General features: G+C 66.1%; 20 protein-coding genes and 1 tRNA gene. 14 read left to right on the forward strand and 7 right to left on the reverse strand.

The genetic code is table 11. The annotated features are described in order from the left end of the window. Positions 1-144: 144 nt before the first annotated feature. Complete coding sequence (locus AC6IY7_RS10075; RefSeq protein ID WP_497778822.1) at positions 145-675, reverse strand: hypothetical protein; 531 nt, start codon at positions 673-675, stop codon at positions 145-147. Positions 676-874: 199 nt separating this feature from the next. Between AC6IY7_RS10075 and AC6IY7_RS10080 the strand changes: the two genes are divergently transcribed. The 6 genes from AC6IY7_RS10080 (at position 875) to AC6IY7_RS10105 (ending at position 6,567) form a co-directional block, all read left to right on the forward strand. Next, positions 875-1,492 (forward strand): DNA-3-methyladenine glycosylase I, encoded by a 618-nt coding sequence (locus tag AC6IY7_RS10080; protein ID WP_497778823.1) that lies wholly within the window; start codon positions 875-877, stop codon positions 1,490-1,492. Then, a complete protein-coding gene (locus AC6IY7_RS10085; RefSeq protein WP_497778824.1) occupies positions 1,480-2,130 on the forward strand; it encodes an HD domain-containing protein in 651 nt (216 codons plus the stop codon). Before AC6IY7_RS10080 ends, AC6IY7_RS10085 begins: the two co-directional genes overlap by 13 nt. Before the next feature lie 17 nt (positions 2,131-2,147). Next, positions 2,148-2,660 carry a tyrosine phosphatase family protein gene (locus tag AC6IY7_RS10090; protein ID WP_497778825.1) on the forward strand — a complete coding sequence of 171 codons (513 nt, stop codon included), beginning with the start codon at positions 2,148-2,150 and terminating at the stop codon, positions 2,658-2,660. 24 nt (positions 2,661-2,684) lie between these two features. Then, a complete protein-coding gene (locus AC6IY7_RS10095; protein ID WP_497778826.1) occupies positions 2,685-3,704 on the forward strand; it encodes an NUDIX hydrolase in 1,020 nt (339 codons plus the stop codon). A gap of 78 nt (positions 3,705-3,782) precedes the next feature. Further along, entirely contained in the window at positions 3,783-4,598 is an 816-nt protein-coding gene (locus AC6IY7_RS10100; RefSeq protein ID WP_497778827.1) for a hypothetical protein, read from the forward strand. A gap of 244 nt (positions 4,599-4,842) precedes the next feature. Continuing rightward, on the forward strand, positions 4,843-6,567 hold the full coding sequence (locus tag AC6IY7_RS10105) for a peptidoglycan L,D-endopeptidase MepK (RefSeq protein WP_497778828.1): 1,725 nt from the start codon (positions 4,843-4,845) through the stop codon (positions 6,565-6,567). Positions 6,568-6,707: 140 nt separating this feature from the next. Here the strand turns inward: AC6IY7_RS10105 and AC6IY7_RS10110 are convergent, their stop codons facing one another. Further along, positions 6,708-7,334: a cysteine dioxygenase family protein gene (locus AC6IY7_RS10110; protein ID WP_497778829.1), complete on the reverse strand. Its 627-nt coding sequence runs from the start codon at positions 7,332-7,334 to the stop codon at positions 6,708-6,710. Positions 7,335-7,442: 108 nt separating this feature from the next. On the opposite strand from AC6IY7_RS10110, the gene AC6IY7_RS10115 reads away from it, so the two are divergent. Then, positions 7,443-7,781 (forward strand): hypothetical protein, encoded by a 339-nt coding sequence (locus AC6IY7_RS10115; protein WP_497778830.1) that lies wholly within the window; start codon positions 7,443-7,445, stop codon positions 7,779-7,781. A gap of 388 nt (positions 7,782-8,169) precedes the next feature. Here the strand turns inward: AC6IY7_RS10115 and AC6IY7_RS10120 are convergent, their stop codons facing one another. Then, positions 8,170-9,534, reverse strand: coding sequence for a (Fe-S)-binding protein (locus AC6IY7_RS10120; protein ID WP_497778831.1), 1,365 nt, complete (start codon positions 9,532-9,534; stop codon positions 8,170-8,172). 145 nt (positions 9,535-9,679) lie between these two features. After that, positions 9,680-10,402 carry a class I SAM-dependent methyltransferase gene (locus AC6IY7_RS10125; protein WP_497778832.1) on the reverse strand — a complete coding sequence of 241 codons (723 nt, stop codon included), beginning with the start codon at positions 10,400-10,402 and terminating at the stop codon, positions 9,680-9,682. 668 nt (positions 10,403-11,070) lie between these two features. Here AC6IY7_RS10125 and AC6IY7_RS10130 point away from each other — a divergent pair. Then, positions 11,071-11,754: a sulfate transporter family protein gene (locus tag AC6IY7_RS10130; RefSeq protein WP_497778833.1), complete on the forward strand. Its 684-nt coding sequence runs from the start codon at positions 11,071-11,073 to the stop codon at positions 11,752-11,754. A 12-nt stretch (positions 11,755-11,766) separates the two neighbouring features. On the opposite strand, the gene AC6IY7_RS10135 is transcribed toward AC6IY7_RS10130, so the two are convergent. Continuing rightward, positions 11,767-12,771: a complex I NDUFA9 subunit family protein gene (locus tag AC6IY7_RS10135; protein WP_497778834.1), complete on the reverse strand. Its 1,005-nt coding sequence runs from the start codon at positions 12,769-12,771 to the stop codon at positions 11,767-11,769. 175 nt (positions 12,772-12,946) lie between these two features. On the opposite strand from AC6IY7_RS10135, the gene AC6IY7_RS10140 reads away from it, so the two are divergent. Then, positions 12,947-13,031: transfer RNA gene (locus tag AC6IY7_RS10140), tRNA-Leu, on the forward strand. 456 nt (positions 13,032-13,487) lie between these two features. After that, complete coding sequence (locus AC6IY7_RS10145) at positions 13,488-15,101, forward strand: DUF535 family protein (protein WP_497782822.1); 1,614 nt, start codon at positions 13,488-13,490, stop codon at positions 15,099-15,101. 376 nt (positions 15,102-15,477) lie between these two features. On the opposite strand, the gene AC6IY7_RS10150 is transcribed toward AC6IY7_RS10145, so the two are convergent. Next, a complete protein-coding gene (locus tag AC6IY7_RS10150; RefSeq protein ID WP_497778835.1) occupies positions 15,478-17,661 on the reverse strand; it encodes a hypothetical protein in 2,184 nt (727 codons plus the stop codon). Positions 17,662-17,929: 268 nt separating this feature from the next. Between AC6IY7_RS10150 and AC6IY7_RS10155 the strand changes: the two genes are divergently transcribed. Genes AC6IY7_RS10155 through queF form a run of 4 tightly spaced genes read left to right on the forward strand, consistent with a single transcriptional unit; the run spans position 17,930 to position 20,341 of the window. Next, positions 17,930-18,496, forward strand: a complete 567-nt coding sequence (locus AC6IY7_RS10155) for a DUF2939 domain-containing protein (RefSeq protein WP_497778836.1) — start codon at positions 17,930-17,932, stop codon at positions 18,494-18,496. After that, positions 18,493-18,678 carry a hypothetical protein gene (locus AC6IY7_RS10160; protein WP_497778837.1) on the forward strand — a complete coding sequence of 62 codons (186 nt, stop codon included), beginning with the start codon at positions 18,493-18,495 and terminating at the stop codon, positions 18,676-18,678. The genes AC6IY7_RS10155 and AC6IY7_RS10160 overlap by 4 nt, the downstream gene beginning before the upstream one ends. Continuing rightward, complete coding sequence (locus AC6IY7_RS10165; protein WP_497778838.1) at positions 18,675-19,847, forward strand: peptide MFS transporter; 1,173 nt, start codon at positions 18,675-18,677, stop codon at positions 19,845-19,847. The genes AC6IY7_RS10160 and AC6IY7_RS10165 overlap by 4 nt, the downstream gene beginning before the upstream one ends. A 32-nt stretch (positions 19,848-19,879) precedes the next feature. Then, entirely contained in the window at positions 19,880-20,341 is a 462-nt protein-coding gene (queF, locus tag AC6IY7_RS10170) for a preQ(1) synthase (RefSeq protein ID WP_497778839.1), read from the forward strand. Between the two features lie 6 nt (positions 20,342-20,347). Here queF and kdsA read toward each other — a convergent pair whose 3' ends face one another. Then, positions 20,348-21,214 (reverse strand): 3-deoxy-8-phosphooctulonate synthase, encoded by an 867-nt coding sequence (gene kdsA, locus AC6IY7_RS10175; protein WP_497778840.1) that lies wholly within the window; start codon positions 21,212-21,214, stop codon positions 20,348-20,350. Between the last annotated feature and the right edge of the window lie 42 nt (positions 21,215-21,256).

Consider the following 21,256-nt stretch of genomic DNA (forward strand, 5'->3'; position numbering starts at 1 on the left):
GAAGCAAAAAGCCCGGCGCGTCGCGCCGAGTCTCGCTCGCGAAGCAAAAAAGCTCGGCGCGTCGCGCCGAGTCTTTCTCTCGAGAGACAAAAAAGCCCGGCGCGTCGCGCCGGGCCTGTCGATAGTCTCGCTCGGGTCGGCGCGTCACTCGCCTGCGGCTTTGAGGCGCTTGTTGCACTCGCTCCAATATTTCGGCCAGGTCGCCTTGGGGTCGGCCTTGAGCAGCTCGGCCTTCTTGGCCTTCCATTCGGCGCCGCATTTCTTCTGGCGCGCGGTCTGGGCGGCCTTGCCCTCGGAGACGGGCTTGGCCGGCTTCGCCGCAGGGGCCGCGACCGTGGGGGCGGGGGCGGGAGTCGGGGCGGGCGTCGCAGCCGCGGGAGCCGGGACGGGAGCGGGCTCGGGCGCGGCGGCGGCCGGCGCGGGAGCCGGGGTCGGAGCGGGCGCGGCGGCGGCCGGCGCGGTCTCGCCGGGCTGCTCCGAGAGGCGCACGCGGCACGCCTTCAGAAACTCCTGCCAGCTCTTTCCCTTCAGTTCGTTGGCGGCCTTGGCGGCTTGATATTGCGAGCCGCATTCCTTCAAAACATTCGCCTGCGCTTTCGCTTCACCCGCGGCGACGGCGGCCAGGGCGACTGCGAGAGCGCCGGCAGCAGCGTAAGAGACGAGACGGATCGACATTAAATTTCTCCTTGGTGAGCGCCGTCGCCGATGAAGATTCCTCGGCGCAATCGGCTCCCGACGGCCGCACTGCGAGCACGGCCTGTGCCAATTGTCTTGCATCGAGGCATGGGCCGCAAGTTCGCCGGGACCACAATGAGGATGTTATGAAACGCTCTTTCGGCTCAGATGGCGCGAAGAAAGCGTGAGGGAAGGGGCGATGGCCGCCAAACGTGAAAATCCAATCGCCTGGCGCGATGCGCCGGCGCTCGCTCATCCGGACGGGCTTTTGCGTTGTCCTTGGGCGGGTTACGATTCGCTCTACGTCGCTTATCACGACGAAGAATGGGGCCGGCCGGAGCACGGATCGCGCGCTCTCTATGAAAAACTGATCCTCGACGGATTCCAGGCGGGCCTCTCCTGGATCTCCATTCTGCGCCGCCGCGAGGGCTTCCGCGTCGCTTTCGAGGGATTCGATCCGCATTCCATCGTGCGATTCGACGCCGCGCGCGTCGAAACTTTGATGCAAAATCAGGCAATCATCCGCAATCGCGCCAAGATCGAAGGCGCCATCGCCTCGGCGCGCGCCTGGATAGAGATCGAGGAGCGCGTCGGTTTTTCCAATTATCTCTGGGATTTCGTCGATGGGGTCCCGATCGTCAACCGCCCGCGCACGACGGCGGGGATTCCGACGCAGACGGATATTTCGCGCCGCCTCGCCAAGGATCTGAAAGCGCGCGGCTTCGCCTTTTGCGGCCCGACGATCGTCTACGCCTTCATGCAGGCGGTCGGCATGGTCGACGATCATCTGGCGGAGTGCCACAGATGCGCGGCGTGAAGACCGGAAAGCCGGAGGCCGCCCCCCGCGCTTGGCAGCGCATGCTGTCCGGCCGCCGGCTCGATCTGCTCGATCCCTCGCCGCTGGATGTCGAAATCGAGGATATCGCCCATGGCCTCGCCCGCGTCGCTCGCTGGAACGGCCAGACGCGCGGCCCACATATATTCTCGGTCGCCCAGCACAGCCTGCTGGTCGAGGAGATCGCCTGCGCGCTCTCGCCCGGGCTCGGGCGCGAGGGGCGCTTGGTCATGCTGCTCCATGACGCGCCGGAATATGTGATCGGCGACATGATCTCCCCCTTCAAAGCGGTCATCGGCGACACATACAAGAGCGTGGAGAAACGCATTCTGAGGGCGATCCTGCTGCGCTTCTCGCTGCCGCCGGAGCCGGACGCCGCGCTGCTGCGTCTCGCCAAGCGGGCGGATCGCGCCTCGGCTTTTTTCGAGGCGGTGGGTCTCGCCGGCTTTACACGCGCGGAAGCCGAGCGCATCTTCGGCCATCCAGCGCTGGGCCCCGACGCTTTCGCGCAAGCGTTGGAGCCGCTTTCGGTCGAGGCCGCGCAGCAGCGCTTTTTGGCGCGCTTCGCCGCCGTCGAGCGAGGCGAGGAGCGACGCATCGAGGGTGAGGCATCGAAGTGACACAGAGAAGGTGAGACATGGCGCACCTCTATGTCTGTTCGCTTACGAAGGTCGTCGACACGGTGCGCGCCAGCGGGGCGCGCTCGCTCATCACCATTCTGACCGCCGGCTCCTCGCTGGCCCGCCCGAGCGAGATCGTCCCCGAGCGCCATTTGCGTCTCGCCGTCTCCGACATAGAGGCGGATCAGGAGGGCCATGTGCTCGCCAATTGCGCGCATATTCAGAGACTGCTCGACTTCGCCGGGGCATGGGACCGGCGCGAGCCGCTGGTCATTCATTGCTATGCCGGCGTCAGCCGCTCGCCGGCGGCCGCCTTCATCCTCGCCTGCGCGCTGGCGCCGCAGCGGGCCGAGGCGGAACTCGCGCGCGAGCTGCGCCGCGCCTCGCCGACGGCGACGCCCAATCGCCGTATCGTCGCGCTCGCCGATCGCATTCTCTCTCGCGACGGCCGCATGACGGCGGCCATCGCCGAGATCGGCCGCGGCGCCGATTGCTACGAGGGTGCGCCCTTCGCGCTCGAGCTCGCCTGACGCGAACTCCATGACCAGCTTCCCATGACGAGTTTCGACCATCTGCGCGAGCCGCAAAAACCGCTGCGCGAGCCCGAGGGGCCGCTGCCGGTCGGGATCGGCCTCACGGCGGCGATCGTCGCCGCGCAGGAGGACGAGCCGTTCATCCTCACAGTCGCCGCCTCCGGCGAGGATGCGCGCGCCGCGCTGCCCTCCGGCCCCTTCGATCCGGTCCATCACCGCACTTTCGAGATCGGCCTGCGCGCCTGGGTCGCCGAACAGACCGGCATGACGCTCGGCTATGTCGAGCAGCTCTATACATTCGGCGACCGCGGCCGCCACGCCCGCGCCGGCGACCGCGATCCGCATGTGGTCTCCGTCGGCTATCTGGCGCTGACCCGCATCGCCGAGGGGCAGGCCGGCGATATTCGCGGCTTCCGCAGCTGGTATGAGTTCTTCCCCTGGGAGGATTGGCGCGGCGGCCGGCCAGAGCCGATGGAGACGACCATATTGCCGGGCCTCTCGGCCTGGGTGGAGGAGGCGCCGGACGCGCTCTCCTCCTCCGGCCTGCGGCGGCGCGACCGCGTCAATCTCCTGTTTCGGCCCCAGGGCCGGGGGCTCGACGAGGAGAATGCGCTCGAGCGCTATGAGCTGCTCTATGAGGCCGGCCTCGTCGAGGAGGCCTGGCGCGACGGCCGCGAGGCGGCGTTGAAGCGCGGCGCGAAGCCGCCGCCGCTCGGCGCGCCCATGCAGCACGATCATCGTCGGATTCTGGCGACGGCGATGGGCCGGCTGCGCGCCAAGATGAAATATCGCCCGGTGATCTTCGAGCTGATGCCGCCGGCGTTCACGCTCACCGAGCTGCAGCGCACAGTGGAGGCCATCGCCGGCCGCCATCTCCACAAGCAGAACTTCCGCCGCCTCGTGGAAACGTCGGCCGCCGTCGAGCCGACGGGCGAGGTGTCGCTGAAGACCGGCGGCCGTCCCGCCGCCCTTTTTCATTTTCGCCGCAATGTCTTGCAAGAACGTCCCGCGCCCGGCCTGAGGGTCGGCATCAGAGGATGATCCGGCCTTTAAGAGATTATTCACCATGATGCGGTGAATCTTCTCTTGTCGGACGTCAGTAGAGCGTAGGGGTGTTGCTTGGGATATCTGTCGCCGCCGCCTGCTCCGGCGCCGGTCGTCGTCTATAAGGATGTCGGCGGTCTCGTCACGGAGTATCAGGCCCAAACCGAAATGTATCGCCGCGAGGGCCGCGAGGTTCGCCTGCATGAATGCCGGTCGGCCTGCACAATGGCTCTCAGCCTGCCCAATGTCTGCGTCTATCCGGACTCGCTGGTCAAATTCCATCTCGCCTATAATGCGATAGACCATCAGACCGACGCCGGCGTCTCCGCCGAGCTGTTCAATTACTATCCCGCCGCGGTGCGCGAGCGGCTCGGCTATCTGACCCGCCAATATCGGGTTTTGACCGGCAATGAGCTGATTTCGCTCGGCATTCGCAATTGCAACGGCAGCGATCGCACGATCATCGCCTCCGCCGGCCGCGGCAGGCGCGCCGCCCAGGCGATCGCCTCCGCCGCGCCAGCCTCCGATCCGCTCGGCGATCTCGCCCAGAAAGTGCGGGGCGCCGTGTCGCAGGCCTTCGCCGATCCGACCTCGCCGCCGCAGGGGCCGATCCGTCTCGCCCTCGCCGAGCGCGATCGGCTGGCGGCGACCGGGGCGGTCGATGCGATGACGACGGCCTCCATTCGCGGCAATGGCGTGGCCCCGGTCGAGGCTCCCGAGCCGCCGCGCCGCCCGCCCTCGGCCGCTTTCACCAGCGGCGACGCGCAGGGGCGGGCGCGCCTCGAGGAGCTTGCGGACATGGCCGCGCCGGCTCCGCTCATCCCCGGCGGCCAGCCGATTCTGGCCTCCGGCGCCTTCGTCCTGCCGCTCGCCCCCGTCGCGACGCATTGACTTTCAACGTGAGCTCGACATTGTGTCGCAATGGCGACTGGGCAATTTTTCGCCATTATGTCGAAATAGCGTCACTCCTTCTCGGGCGAGAGCGATTCGCCCGTCGCAGGAGCAGACCGCGCCCAGCGGCGCCGAGGCGCCCGCAGGGACCACACGCGATCGATCGTCGGTGCGTTCGGCGCTCGCGTCCTAAAGTTCATTTCGTCGGGCGACCGCCCGTCGACCAGCGGAAAGAAGCGACGTTTTGGACGACTGGCGGGAAGGCGCGCCTCTCCTCTCACGACGGTCTATCGCGCGGCTGATCAGCGCCGCGGCGGCGCTCCTATCGGCGCTGACTCCGTCCTTCACCGAAGATGCGGTCGCCAATGGCGAGACGCGCACGCTCTATCTCTTCCACACCCACACCAAAGAGCAGATCGCCGCGACCTATCTGGTCGGCGGCCGCTACGACCAATCCGTGTTGGAGCAGCTGAACTGGTTCCTGCGCGACTGGCGGCGCGACGAGCCGACCAATATGGACCCGCATCTGTTCGATGTCGTGTGGGAGGCTTATCGGCAGGCGGGCGGGAGCGATCCCGTCCATGTCGTCTCCGCCTATCGCTCGCCGGAGACCAACGCCATGCTGCGCCGCCGCTCGCGCGCCGTGGCGAAATATTCGCAGCATATGCTCGGCAAGGCGATGGACACGACCATGCCCGGCATGTCGATGGAGCAGATCCGCGAGATCGGCATGCGCATGCAGCGCGGCGGCGTCGGCTATTATCCGACCGCCGGCACGCCTTTCGTCCATCTCGACGTCGGCGGCGTCCGCTCCTGGCCGCGCATGAGCTATGAGCAGCTCGCCCATTTGTTCCCGGACGGCAAGACGGTGCATCTGCCGACCAATAATCAGCCGCTCGCGCGTTACGAGGAGGCCAAGGCCGAGATCGAGGCGCGCGGCAACGGCGCCTATGTGCCGGCGGTCCAGCGCCAGAGCAAGGGTCTCTTCGCCATGCTGTTCGGCGGCGGCGGCGAGGAGGACGAGGACAACGCCGTCGCGACGGCGCCGCCGCCCACCGCGCGCAAGCAATGGGCGTCGCTGGCGCCGCGCCGCTCGGCGCGCGCCTCCGCCGAGGAGGAGGAGAGCGTCGAGGCCGAGCCGCCGAGCCGCATCGCCACAGCCGAACGCAATCTGCCGCGCGGCGAGACGCAGCTGCGCGTCGCGTCCGCCGCCGAGCCGCCCGCCGCAGCCCGCTCCGCGGAGCGGGAGAGGCCCGTCGCCGTCGCCTCTCTCGGGATTTCGGCCGAGGAGGCCAGGATCGACGCGAAGCTCGAGGCCGCGATCGCCGCGCCGCTGCCGCCGCGGCGACCAATGTTTCTCGCGTTCGCCGGAGCGCCTCTGCCGCCGACGCGGCCGAGCGAGCTCGCGTCGTTGGCGAGCATTCCGGCCGCGGCTCCGCCCGCTTCCACTTCCTCTCCCGCCCCAGCCTCTGCCCGTCGGGCCGGCGGGGCCATTGCGAGCCTCGTCGATCTCGGCGCCGCCAGCCTGCGCGGCGGCGTCACGGAAGAGGCGACGCGCAGCATCCCGCAGCCGGCCCCGCGTCCCGCGCCGCCACCCGTCGCCAAGCCGGAGCCGCTGCTCGCCTATGCGCCCTCCGCCGCCCAATCCCTTCCCTATGGGAGCGATGTCGGCGCGCCGGAGCTGCGCATTTTCGCCGTCAAGCCGGCGCCTGCGGCCAAGCCCGCGGCGCCCAGGGTCGAGCTGGTGCCGGCGCGTCTCGACCGCTCCAATTTCCAGACGCTGACGACGGCCGTCTCGGCCAGCCGCCTTCCGGGAGGCACGACGCTCGGAGCCACTTTCGCCGCGCCGCGCTCCGCCGCGCGCGCCGATTCGGGATTGTTCGCGCCCTCGACGGCGAGCGGCCAGGCGCAGGCCTTCGCCGGCCAGGCGGCGATATTGCCGACGGATCGCTTCGTCTCGGTGCGCTGAGGCGGCCCCCTCCCCAACCCTCCCCCGCTGCGCGGGAGAGGGGACAGATTCGGCGCTTCATCGAAGGTTCGCGAGACGTCGCAGACTCCCTCTCCCGCGCAGCGGGGGAGGGTGAGGGAGCGGGCGTTTGCGACCTTTCGTCAGTCCTTTATCTCGGTCTGGATCGTGAAAATATCATAGGGCGGCGTCGCTTCGCCATTGGCGTAAGGCTCGCCCTCGCCGATCGCGCCCGCGGGCGAGACGGACCGCCGGATCATGCCGCCGACCGCGCCGCCGTAGACATGGATGGCGATCGAAACCTCCTCGGCCAGCGCATTGGCGAGAGCGGCGGAGGGGCCCGTTTTCGAGAGCCGCGCTTCTACGGCGCCTTTCGCCAGCGCGCCGGCTCCCTCCGGCGCCGCGGGCAGTCGCCGCGCCACCGCGCCGCGCAACACGCCGATGATCTCCCAGACGCCCTGCTGCTCCAGCGACAGGCCGGCGCCGCCCGCGAGCACCGAGGCGACGACGGTAAACCGCTCCTCTCCATCGCTATAGAGCTGGAACTGTCGGCCCTGCGCCGGCGAAGCGGCGGCGAAAACGGCGGGCAGGCAGTCGTCGCTGGCGACGAGGCGGGTCATCAGATCGCGGCCGATGAGGAGAATCTCCCGCTCGCTGTCGGCGAGCTCGACCATCGACTGAATGTCCCAGATGAATCGTTTGAGCGCCGGCGGAACCGGCCCTCTCTCGCCTGTCGGCGGGTCGGCTTGCGCCGCATCGGTCGCTGTCATGGTCATTCCTCGAAAATGCAAGCGTCGCGCCATGCCGCGCGCGCGCAGACTGGCGCCGCAATTGATGGGGACGCTCGCAGCGGTGTCCGCGGCGACGGAGCAGGGGCTGTGATCAAGGACTATATTCCGGAGCTGAGCGAGGTCCGCATGGTGCGTCGCGCGCCGGAGCGGCCTTTCGCGCTCAATGGGACCGACGCCCGCTATGTCGAGGATTGCCTGCGGGACTTCGAGGCGGCCTTCGGCCTGGACGCGTTTCCGGGCCTGACCTTCGAGGAAATTTCGGGGCGGGCGCTGATCGACCATTTCATCGACTGGTGGCGCGGGCTCGAGCCCGTGGGCGAGGCGCAGCAGAATGCCCATTCCCGCCTGCCCGGCGCGATCCGCCTGCTCGACACGGTTTCGGCGCTGATGGAGGAGCTCTCCCAGCGCCGCGCCGGGGAGAGCTGAGAGAGCGGGCGTTCAATTCTGTCGGATAGCCGACAAAGCTGGACGGTTGCGCGCGAAGCGAGCCTTATGGGCCTCTGGCAAGAGCGCGCTTTCCACCTTCCCCTTCAGGGCTAAGGGAGTCACATATTTCCAGGAGGCCGTCATGGCCGGGCTCGTCCCGGCCATCCACGCCTGAGCGCTGAGGATTCTTACAGAATTTCGCGTGACGCCACAGTTGCGGCGACAGTCTCCGCGACCTGGGTCCGCGACGAAGCCAGCAAACGCGAAGATCGAGAAATCCGCAGATCGCGGGCGCTTTCCGACGATGTCTCCGCCGCTTGGCGTGGATGGCCGGGACAAGCCCGGCCATGACGGCCTCGGTGGTTTTCGAGAGTTTTGACCTAGGGTCCTATTCCGCGGGCTGCGCTGGTTGCAGCGCGTCGCGCAGCAGAAGCGCGATATGCCGCGCCTTGCGGCCGCTGCCATGCTCGATCTGATGACGGCAGGAGAAGCCATTGGCGATCAGCGGCGCATCGGGCGCGGCGTCGCGCATCGCCGGCAGCAGCGACAGCTCCGCCATTTTCATCGAGGTCTCGTAATGCTCGGCCTCCAGGCCGAAGCTGCCGGCCATGCCGCAGCAGCTCGTCTCGACGATGTCGAAGGTAAAGCCCGGAATCCAGCCGAGCACTTTTTTCGTCGCCTTCATCACGCCGAAGGCCTTCTGATGGCAATGGCCATGCACCACCGCCTTGGGCAGATCGAGCGGCTTCAGCGCGAGGCGCAGGCCCTTGTTCTGATGCTCGCGGGCGAGAAACTCCTCGAGCAGAAAGAGCTGCTTGCCGAGATCGCCGACCTCCGGCCCGAGGCCGAGGCTGTAGAGCTCGTCGCGCAGCGACAGCAGGCAGGAGGGCTCGAGGCCGATGATCGGCGTCTTGGCGGCGATCTCGCCGCGGAAGGCGGCGAGCACGCGCTCCGCCTCGCCGCGCGCCTTCTTCACCATTCCGGTGGTGAGATAGGTGCGGCCGCAGCACAGCGGACGGTCCGGCTCCGCGTCGGTCGGCGCCGGCTCGGCGATGCGCACGCTATAGCCGGCATGCTCCAGCACCTCGACGGCGGCCTCGGCCACATGCGGATCGAAGTGATGACAGAAAGTGTCGACGAAGAGGATCACCTCGCCGCGCGCGCCGACGCCGGCCGCGGGGGCGGAGCGGGCGAAAGCCGCGGGCGCGGGCTCGGGAATCGGACGGCGGGCGGTGACGCCGATCCATTTTTCCGCGAGCTTGGACAGAAGACGCGAGCGATTGCGCAGTCGAATGCCGAAGCGTAGCAGCGCGCGATGGCGCCCCGCCCATTCCGGCACGCCGCCGAACAGGCGCAGCCGCTTCGGCACGCCGACGATCTCATGGCGCTGAGCGAGATATTCGGTCTTGATCAGCGTCATATCGACGGCGCTGGGACATTCCTTCTTGCACGCTTTGCAGGAGACGCAGAGATCCATCGCCTCGTCGAGGCGGGGGTCGGCGAAGGCGCGCTCGTCGGTTCCGTCATTGAGCGCGGCCTTGAAGGCGGCGACGCGCGCCTCGGTCGAGTGCTTGACGTCGCCGGTGACGCGATAGCTCGGGCACATGACGCCCTTGCCGGATTTCTGGCAGTCGCGGCTGTGCATGCACACGGCCACGGCCTTGGCGTAATTGCCGCCCGTCGCCGGAATGCCGGAATAGGCGTCGCCTATGCCATAGGTGTCATAGGCCGACCAGTCGAGAAATGTCTTCATGCGCCCCTTGTTCCTCGGGCGGCATGAAAGCAATATTTACGCCGTCAGAGCGTTTCCAGCCGAAGTGGACGCCGGTTCGGCGTTGGAAACGCGTCAAAACAATAGCCTAGAGTCTTTCTGTGTTTCAAGGAAACACAGAAAGACTCTAGTCGGCGGCGGAGGGGGCTTCCGGGGCCGCCGCGGCATCCTCCGCGGGCTTGCGTCCGAAGGTGATGATCCACAGATTGACGTGCGCCTGCTCTATGGCCTCGAAGCCCGCGCGGCGGAAATAGGTTTCGAGCTCCTGCGGCGTCGAGGTCTTGCTGATCTGCGCCGGCCGCTCGAAGGGCGGAATCGCGCAATGCTCCTCGAAGAATTTCCAGCCGGAATCGGTGGTGATGTCGACATTGTCGACGAGCATGCGACCGCCGGGCCGCAGGATGCGGAAGCCCTCTTTGATGTAGTTGTAGCGATCCCATTCCTCGAGATGCATGAAGACGACCGTGCTGTAGACGAGATCGACGGAAGCGTCCGGCACGGCGGCGAGGTCGAAGCCGCTGGTGGCGACGGCGCGCACATTGTCGAAAGCCGCGAGACGCTGGCGAATATGGCCGACCATGTTCTCGGAGACGTCGACGCCGATCCATTCTTTGCAGATGGGCGCCAGCGCGGCGCCCACGCGGCCGACGCCCGCTCCGATCTCGAGCACGACATCCTCCGGCCCGACGCCGACAGTGGATTGGAGCGTGTTGCGCGTGTCCTCGCCCATCCGCCGATAGGTTTCTTCGTCGAGATAGCCGCTGACCGCCAATTTCGCATCGTCCTCGGAGACCGAGACGGCGTTCCAGATCGTCTTGTATTGGCTGCGATTCAGCTTGACGTGCGTCACGGGGAGCGGGTCGTTCCTCAACCCGACCAGGGAGCGAAGCGCGCGCAAGACGCGTCTGCCGACGGGGAGCTGATGGGCGTTGTCCTGAATGCTCATGCCGTTCCTTTGTGAAGAGACGCGAGGCCGCTGCGCTTCGCGCCGGCGCGCGCTTGTCGGATCAGGCGACAAACGCGTGGCGAGAGGGGTTCGCGCGCTGCGCCGCGGGACGCCGTCAGACGGCTGCGGGGCTCCGTCTGGCGAATATGGAAAATATCGGGAGGATGGCGACGATGAGATCACAGCGATCGTGAAACACCGGCCGCCGTCCGGCCGTGCGGCCGCATTCGGCGGGAAAATGGCGGCCCGAGCCCGGAATCGGATCGACGGCGTTCTGGTATGACGGCGCGCGCGTCTCGTCGCCCGCAAAATTCGCGACCGGAACCTCCTCGGAGCGGGGGCGCTGTCTGAACCAATGTCGTCCGATCAATGCGAAGACCTCGCCTTTCGAATCCGGGCTGCGCCGCGCCCCCTCGTGAATGACGCAGTCCCCTAGCACAAATTCCGCGCCGGCGTCGCCTGCGGCCGAGCCTCGCCCGGCGCGGCAGTTCCCGGCGTGGCAGTTCCCGGCGCGGCTTGCGCCCGCGCCCGCATCCCCCCATGTTGACGGCGAATTCCCGCTCGGAGCCCTCATGCTGCAAGCCGCCCTCGACGCCGCCCGTCAGATCTTCTCCCCGCCCTTCCGCACTGTGCTGCTCAAGAGCCTCGGCCTGACCTTCGTCCTGCTGGCGCTCGCCTGGACCGGCCTGGACAAGGCCGCGCTCTCTTTCCTCACCCTCGACAATTATTGGTTGCGAACGGTCGTCACTTTTGCGACCGGCGCCGGCCTCGTCGTCGGCCTCGCCTTTCTCATCGCGCCGATCTCCATATTGGTCGCGGGGTTTTTCTTGGACGATCTCGCCGATGTCGTCGAGGAGGAGATCGATCCTCACGGGCCGCGCGGGCGTCCGCTGCCGGCCGGTCAGGCGATGGTCATGGCGCTGCGCTTCGCGCTGGTCTCGGCTTGCGTCAATCTCGTCGCCCTCATGCTGCTGCTGGTGCCGGGCGTCAACGCCATCGTCTTCGTGCTCGCCAACGCCTATTTGTTCGGCCGGGAATATTTCGCCTTCGCGGCGACGCGCTATTGCTCGCTGGAGGAGGCCCGCGAGCTGACGCGCCGCCATGCGACGACCTTGTTTCTCGCGGGGCTGTTCATCGCCGGCTTCGTCTCCGTGCCGGGGCTCAATCTGTTCACGCCTCTGTTCGGCGTCGCCTTCATGGTGCGGCTGCACAGGCGGCTCGCCGCCTCGGCCCGCGCGACGGCGCGGGCCGGCTGACGGCGGCGCGGCTCAGGCGAGCCGCTGCGCCTGATACTGCCCGGTCTTGCGGTAGCGATAGAGATAGGATGGGACGATCGTCTCTATCGCCGTCGGCGCGATCCCCAGCCCCTGAAGCGTCAGCCCGGCGGCCTTGGCGTCGGCGGAGACGACATTGTCGTGGCGCAGCAGCTCCACCTGATCGACCGTCGTCGTCAGCAGGCTCGGGAACAGGCCGAGCGACAGAGAATGCAGCGTCTGCGTGATGCGCGCGAGGAGCGCCCCGGTCGCGAAGGAGAGCGGCAAGATCTTGGTGTCGCGCTCGGCGACCTTCAGCGCATATTCGACGAGCGCGCGGAAGGTCTTCACCTCCGGGCCGCCGAGCTCATAGGTGGCGCCGGCCTGGGCGCGGCCGTCCACCGCCAGCGCGACGGCGTGCGCCACATCGCCGACATAGACCGGCTGGAAGCGGGTCGCCTCGCCGATGATGGGCTCGACCGGCAGATAGCGGCCGATCGCGGCGAAGCGGTTGAAGAACTGATCCTCCGGGCCGAAGACGACAGAGGGGCGAAAGATCACCGCGCCGGGGAAGGCGGCGCGAATCGCGGCCTCGCCCTCCGCCTTGGTGCGGGCGTAGACCGAATGCGAATCCTTGTCCGCGCCTATGGCCGAGACATGCACGAAATGCTCGACGCCCGCGGCGACGGCGGCCTCGGCGACGGCCCTGGCGCCCTGGGCGTGGAGGGTGGAGAATTTCTGCTTGCCGCCCTCGGCCAGCACGCCGACCAGATTGACGACGGCCTCGGCCCCGCGCACCGCGGCGGCCACGGAGGCCGGATTGCGCAGATTGGCCTGCACCGGGAAGATCTGCCCCACCTTGCCCAGCGGCTGCAGGAAAAAGGCGAGGTCCGGCCGCCGGCAGGCGACGCGCACGCGCCAGCCGTCGCGCGCGAGAGCGGCCACCACATGGCGCCCGATGAATCCCGACCCGCCGAACACCGTCACGAGCCGCCCGGTATCGTTCACATCTGCGCTCATTCTTCGCCCCACGCCGATTCGGTCGAATAGTCGGAGCGCTCGAAAAAAATCGCTCCGTTTCGGGCGGATGCTCTAGCGCGATTTGGTCGGAAAGGGAATGCGCCCCGCGAGCGTGACCGAAGCATGACGAGCGCCATTGACAAGCGGAGCGTCGTCCTCGTAAGAGAGCCGCGTTGCCCAGGTGGCGGAATTGGTAGACGCGCTGGTTTCAGGTACCAGTGGTGAAAGCCGTGGAGGTTCGAGTCCTCTCCTGGGCACCAACTCACTCTCGCAGAGCGTCGTAGTAGAGCGCCGCCAAACGGCGAGCGATGCCCGTTTCCTCGACAGCTTATCTTCGTAGAGTATCGGCGAGCGTTGCTGCTCGTCTTTGGGCGTCGCGCCTCTACGGTGGTATTGGTTCGCTGAAGGCGGCCGGTGTCTCGCGGATGCCGCCATGCCGAGAGTATCGAAGCCGATTTTCAGATACCATCATTCGGGGCGCCAAGCCGTGAGAGACGGCGTATAAGCTGCTGGACAAAAATAGACTTCAGCTTTGGGTAACGCGCTTCGTTCGGCCCGGGGCGGGGAAGGCCGGCGGGTGATCGAAGCGATCGAGGTCGACGAGCAGGAATAGACGTCCGCCGGCCGTCGGCCAAAACCGGAAGATACCTTGCAATTCAAACTGTTAATCAAAACGATATAAACACGAAAACATGGGCGGCGATTTGTGCTTGATCGTGATATTGAAACAATCGAGAAATGTCTTCGTAACCATCGAACGCTCTGAGAGTGCGATTGGCATGAGTGCCCTGGCCACGCGCGATGATGTCCTTGACTGTTACATGATGATTTTGCGTCGCGGTCCCGAAAACGACCGGGTTGTGGCTGATCATTTGGCGGACGCGCCGACTATTTGGGAACTTGTTGCGCGCTTTGTCCATTCGGACGAATTTACAAACTCCATTTGGAATTTTTCCTCTCCTCTCGAAATGAAATATTTCCAACAAGTGTATTTGGCGCATGGATTGGACCAGACGGCGCGCTTTAGGGCGTATTTGCACAATTATGCATATTTGGCTGAAGGCGTCACAACCACCGCATTGCACGAGTTGATGTTCGGCGAAAAGATCGTCTGGCGCAGCATGGTGGGTGAACACTTCTTTTCGATAACAGCCTCGATCACGAGCCGGCGCCAGCACGAAGGCGAGCTATCGCTGTGGTTCAATATGGACAACGAAAAGTTGTTCATCTTATCTTTCACTTTCGTCCCCGGAGACATCTTGGGATTGAGTGATCGTCACGTCATGCTCATTTCTCGCATGCAGGGAGCGGGCGGCCGTTTTTCGCAAATCCGCTACGCGACGAAATGTCTCCACGAGGTTCACCCTCAAGCGGCGCTGCTCGCCGTTGCTCGGGGGATCGCAATTGCGTGCGACCTCGATAGAATTTGCGGCGTCCCAGCGCGTCGGCAACTTTGCTTCCACGAAGACCTCGCCGATAGCTTCCGCCAAGCCTATGATCAGTTTTTCGTGTCCGTCGGCGCCGAGAAAAACGACGCTGGATTTTTTGTAATTGCAGCGCGGCTCGCGGAGAAGCCGCTTTCTGCCCTAAAACCGAGTCATAGGCGCCGCGCGCGCATCAGACGCAGGTTCAAGGCGGACATGTCGAGCCACGCGCTCGCCGCTTGGCGCGATCTTCTGCACAGCGTCGAAACTCGCACGCTCTACGAAGAGCGGGGTGATTTGTTCCGCAAGGTCGAGAGTATGAGACTGGCGAGCGACACGCTGAATGCGGAAAAAGCTCTCCTCATGGAGCGGGTCCTCTCGCTGACGAATGAAATGGAGAGCTTCCGTAAGCAAACGTGGCAGGAGATCGAAACGCTGAACGCGGAAAAAGCGTTCCTCGCGGAACGAAGCCGCTTCCTGGCGACTGACATGGAGAGCCTGCGGGAGAAGCTCGCGCGATCGGATGCATGCGTCGCCGCCGCCAATGCGCACAACGGCATGCTGCTCGAGACCAACACTGCGTTGGTCGCTGAAAGAGACGAGACCCTGAGCAAGCTTCATTTCGAGCTCGCGCGACCAAATTGGCTGAGTCGGATTTTGATCGACCACAAGTTTTTCTTGCTGAACAAAATTGCGATTTGCCGAGAGCAGCGTCGCCTAGCGAAAGCCGGCTTCGATGGTGACTACTACCTGGACTCGAATCCGGACGTGGCCGCCAGCGGGATGAATCCCGTTCTTCATTTTCTCTTATTCGGCCGGCGCGAACAGCGACAGATGCGCTTGGCTTCAAGGTCCGAAGGAAGGCTTTGCTGCAAACGACGTGAGGTCGGCATGGTTTACGAGTAAGGGTGTGACCGGGCGCGCGTAGTGGCGTCCCTGGCGATATCCTTGAAAATTCGTGCAACAAAGGCACATAAATAACAGCTGTTTATGAGCAAAATAAGTGTCCTCTCTCGGCGCCAACGAACTCTGAAGAGTTCGCCCCGCCAGACGTGTCGTGATTTTGAAGCGGCTTCGGCGAACCCCGCGCATCCCCCCAAAAAAAGTCGACGAGCGTGCTACGGGTCGAAGCGCCGCGTCGGCCGTGACCGTCGGCGCCCCAGGCCTCCCCATGCCCGAACAACGCGAAGACGGCGCGCGACCGTCGCCGGTCGCGCGCCGTGGAGAGATTCTCTCGGGCGTGAGGCGCCTCGAGCGAGCATTCCGCTCTCGGCGCCGTTCCTCAGTGCGCCTCGCGCCCCAGCCGGAAGAAGCGCAGCGCCTCGATCAGCCGCAACGCGCGCTCTGCGAGACGTTCGGCGTGGTTCTCCTGCAGCCGGCGGCCCTGGAAGGCGGCGGCGTCGAGCGCAGTCTTGATCTCGAGCGCGAGCGCGTCGCGATCCTCCGTCAGTCGCTGCATGATCGAGAGATAGGCCGCATAGGACGCGTCATCGCCATTGATCGCCCGCGTCGCGGCGGCGAGCGAGGCGCGGCCGAGCGCGCCGAGCGGAGCGTTGATCTGCTTATAGGCCCGCGCCAGGCGAGCATAGGCTTCACCGGTTTCGCCGCGCAGCGGCCAGGCGAGCGCATGCGGTTCGATCGCCTCGACGATGACGCGCCCGTCATGGACATAGTCGTCGACGAGACCGACGAGCGTCATCAGCGTCGGGCGCAGATCGGTATGGTCCGTGAACACGGCGTCGCTGCGGCCGTTTTTCTTCACGCCGGGGCCGGCGAGGCCGAACCATGTGCGCACGATGTCCTGCTGCACGTCGCCGTGGTTCCAGGCGAAGCCGGTGTTCTGGAACACGCAGTCGGTCGGCTTGGTCGCGCAGTCGGCGAGCGGCGCGAGCGGCAGCGAGCCTCTGGTCGTCTGGAAGAAGTAATCCTCGGCGCCGAATAGCGTCAGCGTCGGATTGCGCGCCGGGCTCGCGGTGAGCATGTGCAGCAGCTTCATCTCGGCGCGATCGGCGACATAGGCTTCGAGGCGATCGACATGGTTGTTCTTGCCGGGAAGCGGATTGACCCAGGTCAGCGCGCCGATCTGCTTTTCGAAGATGCGGGTCGCAGCGTCGGTCGGCGCCGGATTGCCGTCGAGATAGACGACGGGCGCCGAGTCGGAATGGACGAGGAAGGGCGCGGGCGCGGCGCCGGTCTCCGACAATATGGTGGAGTCGAGATTGACCGTCAGCTCGCCGACGCTGCGCGTCGTCGCGCCCGGATAGAGGTAGGCGCAAGGCGTCGCGACGCCGTCGCAATTCGCAGGCGTCGCCGTTCCGCCGACGAAATGGTCGTTCTCATCGGCGGTGACGAGGAAGATCGTATTAGTCTCGTCTATGCCGTCGGCCTTCAGCCGCGCGAAGAATTTTCCGAAAGCATTGTCGTAGATCTTGTTCTGCTCGACATAGCCTTTCTCGCCCGGACCGAAGGTCGGCGTCGAGGTGTCGGAGGAAATGCCGCGCTGATCATGGGTCGGCGCGATATAGCCATAGACGACGGGCACGCCCGCCTCGAGCAGCGTCGCGACATATCCGAGCGTCTGCGAAGCGGTCGGATTGAAGCCCGGGAAGCCGGGGTTGCCCTGCGAATCGGCGATCACATTGCCGTCGAGGTCCTTGACGGGGCCCGAGGACGAAATCACCGGCTGCACATTCGCCGCGCCATAGAGCGCGTTGAAACCCGCATAGCCGCCGGGCTCGTCCGGCAGCAAATCGGGACCGCCGGAGGCGCAGCGCGGGCTGCCCTGCGCGCAATGCACGGCGACGCCGAGCCAATTCGCGGTCGGCAGCGCTCTCGTCTTGGGATTGGTGGAGGCGAGCTGCGCGACGACCGTCGAATATTGCGTCGAGGTGGTTCCAAAGACCGTCGCGATATCGCCCGGCAATGTCTCGAAGTCGATGTCGGCGACCGAGAAGGCGCCGACGTCGCAGCCCGCGCGGGTGAAGGCCGCCCAGGGCGCGGGCGCGGTCTTGCCATTGTCGGAGAGCAGCACCGGCAGGCCGTCGGTCGCATCCTTGGCGGTCCAATAGACGAAGTCGGAATGCGATCCCGTCGGATGGTTGCTCGCGTCGAAAAGGCGATAGCTGTTGGAGACCGGCAGCCCGTTGCGATCGGGATAGAGACCCGTCATGCCGGTGACGAGATCGACGGCCGTATGCGAGATGAGGCCGGTATAGTGATTGCCGCTGACTACGCCATTCTGGATGAGGAAGTTCAGCAGATTGGGCATCTGCTCGAGGTCCGATGGCACATTCGGATTGTCGCGGCGCAGATGGACATTGTCGAATTGCAGATGCACGACATGTTTGACGCCGCCGCCGAGCCGGCAGACCGGCGCCGCATGGGCTTGCGCGCCGAGCGAGACCGCAAGGAAGACGCCGAACATGACGGGCGAGCCCGCCCTGAGACTGAAAAGGATTTTTTGCATATTTCCGCTCCGTTGAAACGGGCCGCGTCGGCGTCGGCCTTCGCTCCCGCGCGGGGAGGGTTAACAAGAGGGAGTTTCGGGGTCGCGACGAGCCAATGACGCCGTCATGACGCGAGGGCGCAGCGAAGACGGTCTCGCGTGCGCGAGCGGACGAGCGCATAATCCTCGGGCGCGGTCCGGGGCTTGCAACGTCGCCCCCATATGGACGAGAACCGACGGGCCGCCGCGCGATCTGCATCTTCGACGCGGCCGTCCCGGGGAAACGATCATGCGACGCGCCCTCATCGCCGTTTTCGCCCTTCTCGCTCTGGCGCTCCTCTACGCCGGCTACGCCTTTCTGTCGCTGCGCCAGCTCGAGGCGGGCGTGAAAGCGGGAAACGCCGAGGCCATATCCGACCATGTCGATTTTCCCGCCGTGCGGTCCTCGATCAAGGAGCAGCTCGCGACCATCGTCATGACGCGCGCGCTCGATGAGGCGGATAAGAATCGCAGCCCCGGCGCCCGGCTCGGCGCCGGCCTGCTGGCCGCGATCGGGCCCGCTCTCATCGATACGGCCGTCGATCGTTTCGTCTCGCCCGCGGCCATCGGCGCCTTGCTGGCGCGGCATGCGCCGGCCGCAGGCGGCGGCGAGGGCGGCGCGCAAAAGGAGATCGATCTCCGGCGTTTCGCGCATCGCTTCGAGATTTTGTCGCCGACGCGGTTCCGCATCACGCATAAGGACGGCGTCGCGATCGTCTTCGCCCTCTCGGATTGGACGTGGAAAGTCGCCGATATTCGCATCCCGCCGGATATTTTGAAAAAGATCCTGCGGCCGGATGCGGGCGAGCGCCTGTGATCGGCACTGCGCGAAGGGCCGAGCTGTTCGGCCATCCGCGCGGCCTCGCCTTTCTCTTCGCGACGGAAATGTGGGAGCGCTTCTCCTATTATGGAATGCGCGCTCTGCTCGTCCTCTATATGGTCGATCATCTGCTCGCGCTGGGCGCGGCGCCGAGCGCGTCATCGGCCTCGACACATTGAAGCGCGCGCTCGAATTCCTCTTCGGCCCGCTGGCGCCGCAGCCCTTCGCCTCGCAGATCTATGGGCTCTACACCGGCTTCGTCTATCTGACGCCCATTCTCGGCGGCCTCCTCGCCGATCGCTGGCTCGGGCGCCGCTACACGGTGATCCTCGGCGCGGCGCTGATGATGGCCGGCCATTTCATGATGGCGTCGGAGAGCCTGTTTCTCCTCGCGCTTCTGACGCTGGCGCTCGGCAATGGCGCCTTCAAGCCCAACATCGTCACGCAAGTCGGCGGGCTCTATGCGCCGCATGACGCGCGCCGCGACCGCGCCTTCTCGATCTTCTATGTCGGCATAAATGTCGGCGCGTTTTTCTCGCCGCTGGTGAGCGGAACGCTCGGGGAGACGCTCGGCTGGCATTATGGCTTCGTCAGCGCCGGAGTCGGCATGGCGATCGGCCTCGTGACCTATCTCGCGGGCCTGCCCAGCCTGCCGGTCGAGACCGCGCCGGCGCGCATCGTCGATGAGCGCGCGGAATTGCGCAGCGATGGGCGCGCATTGCTCCGCCTGCTGCTGCTGGCGCCGCCGGCCATTCTCTTCTGGGCGGGCTATGAGCAGCAGGGCAACACCATCGCATTATGGGCGGAGCGCTTCACCGATCGCGATGTCGATCTTCTGTTCTGGCGCGGCGAAATTCCCGTCACCTGGTTCCAGGCCTTTAATCCGCTGATGATCTTCCTGTTCACGCCGCCGCTCGTCGCGCTATGGGCGCGGCTGTCGGCGGCGGGGCGGGAGCCGCCGACCATCGTCAAACTGTCGCTCGGCTGTTTCGGCCTCGGCCTCGCCTATCTCATCCTCGTTTTGGCCGCGGCGATGCGCGGCGAGGGCCTGTCGAGCTGGCTCTGGCTCACGGTCTATTTCGTCGTGCTCACACTCGGCGAATTGTGTTTTTCGCCGATCACGCTCTCGCTCGTTTCGCGTCTCGCGCCGCCGCGCTCGCGCTCAATGGCGATGGGCGCCTGGTTCTTGACCATGTTCGCCGGCAATTTCCTCGGCGGCTGGCTCGGCGGTTTCTGGTCCAGCCTCTCGGGCGCGGGCTTTTTCGCGCTCATCGCCGGCGCGGCCGTGGCTGCGGGCGCGATGATCGAGCTCGCGCGCCGTTTTCACTCCGACCTCATTCCCGATTGACGCGCGCCCGCGCAGGGTTAAGAGCTTTCGGCATGACGAAGACGCATAAGGGCGCCGCGCTTCTCGGGCAGAAGGCGCCGCTGCCGCAATCGCCCGAAGAGGCCGAGCTCGACCTCGTCGCCAATCCGCATCCGGGCGAGACCTATCTCGTCCGCTTCGTCGCGCCGGAATTCACCTCGCTGTGCCCGGTGACCGGCCAGCCGGATTTCGCGCATATCGTCATCGACTACGCGCCGATGGAATGGCTCGTCGAATCGAAATCGCTGAAGCTCTATCTCGGCAGCTATCGCAATCACGGCGCCTTCCATGAGGATTGCACCATACGCATCGCCAAGGACCTCGTGGCGGCGCTGACGCCGCGCTGGCTGCGCATCGGCGGCTATTGGTATCCGCGCGGCGGCATACCGATCGACGTCTTCTGGCAGACGGGCGAGCCGCCCGCGGGTCTCTGGCTGCCCGACCAGGGCGTGCCGCCCTATCGCGGGCGGGGCTGACGCGCGCTATCGCGACGCGAGCGCTTTGGCGAGCCGATCGAAGGGGAGAAGCGCCTCGATCAGCGCCGGCAAATCGCGCAGCGCGATCATATTGGGCCCGTCTGAGACGGCGCTATCCGGGTCTGGATGCGTCTCGATGAACAGGCCGGCGATGCCCACCGCCACCGCCGCCCGCGCCAGCACAGGAACGAAGCGCCGTTCGCCGCCGGAGGCCGCGCCGAGCCCACCCGGCTGCTGCACGGAATGGGTGGCGTCGAAGACGATCGGAACGCCCGTCGTCTCGGCCAGAATGGGCAGCGCGCGCATGTCTGAGACCAGCGCATTATAGCCGAAGCTGGTTCCGCGCTCCGTCGCCAGCGCGCCGACGGCGCCCTCGGCGCGCAGCTTGTCGATGGCGTGGCGCATGTCCCAGGGCGCGAGGAACTGGCCCTTCTTCACATTGACGACGCGTCCCGTCCGCGCCGCCGCCGCGAGAAGGTCGGTCTGGCGGCAGAGGAAGGCGGGGATTTGCAGAATATCCGCAACCTCTGCGACAGGCGCGCATTGCGTCGTCTCATGCACGTCGGTGAGGATGGGCAGACCGAAGCGCTCCTTGATCTCGGCGAAGATGGGCAGAGAGGCGGCAAGGCCGAGGCCGCGCCCCGAGGCTCCCGAGCTGCGATTGGCCTTGTCGAAGGAGGCTTTGAAGACGACGCCGAGCTTCAGCCGATCGGCGAGCTCGGCCAGCTCCTGCGCGATTTCGAGGCCCTGGGCGCGGCTCTCCAGCGCGCAGGGGCCGGCGATGAGGGCGAGCGGCAAATGATTGCCGAAGGTCGCGATGCGCAAAGGCGCGCCGACCGTGACCGTGGAGAAATCCGTCGCCGCTTTGCTCATACGCGGGAGCTTATCACCCGCACGCGCGGGATCGAAGCGTCG

Source organism: Methylosinus sp. is20ea (assembly GCF_059718135.1).